Source organism: Bacillus sp. L_1B0_5, assembly GCF_000836715.1.
GTDB lineage: Bacteria > Bacillota > Bacilli > Bacillales > Bacillaceae_G > Bacillus_A > Bacillus_A thuringiensis_S.
This window is the reverse complement of the sequence record NZ_JXIS01000246.1, coordinates 1-1,996: the sequence shown is the minus strand read 5'-3', so window position 1 is coordinate 1,996 and position 1,996 is coordinate 1. Positions and strand designations below refer to the sequence as shown.

The window sequence follows — 1,996 nt, the reverse complement described above, 5'->3', positions numbered from 1 at the left end:
GAATGACGACACTATCACGCAGTTTATCACGTATGTGAGGTGTATCCAGTAATGGCTTCAAATAACAATGGCTTTGCTGAAGCTTTAGAAGATATTAATACGCTATTACGGGTGAATAAAAAAGTAAGTTTGGATGTGTTAGATGAAGCAGCCAAGTATTTTGCTAGTAAATTAAAACCAAAAATCAAAGCATCCAATAAAAACAAGCGGACACATTTAAGGGATAGCCTAAAGGTTGTTGTGAAAGATGATCGTGTATCTGTGGAATTTAAAGATGAAGCTTGGTATTGGTATTTAGTTGAACATGGCCACAAAAAAGCAAAAGGTAAGGGGCGTGTGAAAGGAAAACACTTTGTTCAGAATACCTTCGATGCAGAAGGGGATAAAATTGCTGATATTATGGCACAAAAAATAATTGATAGAATGTGAGGATGATATACATGACAATTGAAAATAAAGAAATTCAATATTCCGTAGGGATCGAAGATTTATATCTTTGCTTGATGAAGGGAAATGAAACTTCTAGTGCACTACCAACTTATGAGGATATCGTTTATAGACAAACGAATATTTCTGATCTAACGATTTCCACTACTTCTACTAATTTTACAAAGTGGGCATCTAACAAAAAAATTATTAACATTGTCAAAAATACAGCGTTTGGATTAGCTTTTAATCTTGCTGGTCTAAATCGTGAAGTAAAAGATAAAATCTTTGCAAAAACACGTAAAAAAGGTGTGTCTTTTGAAACAGCGAAGGCAAAGGCGTATCCCAAGTTCGCAGTAGGTGTTGTATTCCCTTTAAATGATGGAACAAAAATATTACGTTGGTATCCAAAATGTACGGTTGCTCCAATAGAGGAATCTTGGAAAACACAAGGTGATGAAATGACTGTGGATGACATTGCTTACACAATTACAGCAGATCCATTGTTATTTAATGATGTAACACAAGCAGAATTGGATACTGGTGATCCAGAAGCGAAAGGAATTAAAGCTGAAGATTTCCTAAAGCAAGTGATTTGTGATGAATCTCAACTAGCGCAGCTAGGTGGAACGACTCAAACAGGTAAATAAGGAGGGTAATTATGGCACGTTTAAGTGATTTAGTGAACGTTAATATAAATTTAAATAAAATCAAAATACAGGGTGTTGATATCCCTGTTATTTTTACATTTGAATCATTTCCTTATGTGGAAGAATCTTATGGGAAACCATATCATGAGTTTGAAAAAGATATGAATGAAATGTTGGCAAAAGAACAATTTAGCTTAGGGGAAAATGAAGCGAAATTGATGCGATCTTTAATTTACGCGATGATGCGTAGTGGAGGTACTGAGTGTACACCAACAGAAGTGAAAAATTCAATTCCGCTTTATGATTTACCTGATATTTTTAAAGTGGTATTTAACATTTTTAACAATCAAAACTTCCAACATTCCGATATGGAGAAGCTCAAGCAAGAAAAAAAGTAAAAAACATACTGACTAAAAACGAGGAACCTCAGTCCGAATTGGACTGGGATTTTTATTTTTATGTTGGTAATACGTTGCTTGGTTTAAGTATGAATGACTTTTGGAAAATAACACCTGCGCATTTTTTAAAACAATTCATTATGCATCTCAGATACAACAATCCGGATGCATTACATGAGCAGAAAACGAAACAAATCTACACGCTAGATCAAACACCATTCCTATAAGAAATGAGGTGAGAAAATGCCTGGGAATAGTAAAGAAAGAAACGTTGTTCTTAATTTTAAAATGGATGGCCAAGTTCAGTATGCAAATACATTGAAACAAATCAATATGGTTATGAATAATGCAGCGAAAGAATATAAAAATCATATTGCAGCAATGGGCCAAGATGCGACAATGACTGATAAACTTCTTGCTGAAAAGAAGAAGCTTGAAATTCAAATGGAAGCAGCCAAGAAACGTACAGCTATGTTACGTGCTGAATATCAAGCTATGTCCAAGGACACAAGTACAACCGCC

5 protein-coding genes are annotated in these 1,996 nt (G+C 34.6%); all 5 read left to right on the top strand.

Going from position 1 to position 1,996, the window contains the following annotated elements:
- The first annotated feature begins 51 nt into the window (after positions 1 to 51).
- Positions 52 to 429 (top strand): HK97-gp10 family putative phage morphogenesis protein, encoded by a 378-nt coding sequence (locus tag RT27_RS32190; RefSeq protein WP_043939511.1) that lies wholly within the window; start codon positions 52 to 54, stop codon positions 427 to 429.
- An 11-nt stretch (positions 430 to 440) separates the two neighbouring features.
- A complete protein-coding gene (locus tag RT27_RS32185; protein ID WP_043939510.1) occupies positions 441 to 1,076 on the top strand; it encodes a major tail protein in 636 nt (211 codons plus the stop codon).
- Between the two features lie 11 nt (positions 1,077 to 1,087).
- A complete protein-coding gene (locus RT27_RS32180) occupies positions 1,088 to 1,474 on the top strand; it encodes a hypothetical protein (RefSeq protein WP_043939509.1) in 387 nt (128 codons plus the stop codon).
- Between the two features lie 38 nt (positions 1,475 to 1,512).
- Positions 1,513 to 1,701: a hypothetical protein gene (locus RT27_RS34735; RefSeq protein ID WP_000383691.1), complete on the top strand. Its 189-nt coding sequence runs from the start codon at positions 1,513 to 1,515 to the stop codon at positions 1,699 to 1,701.
- A 16-nt stretch (positions 1,702 to 1,717) separates the two neighbouring features.
- The coding region (locus RT27_RS32175) for a hypothetical protein (protein ID WP_043937531.1) at positions 1,718 to 1,996 on the top strand (279 nt) is incomplete at its 3' end.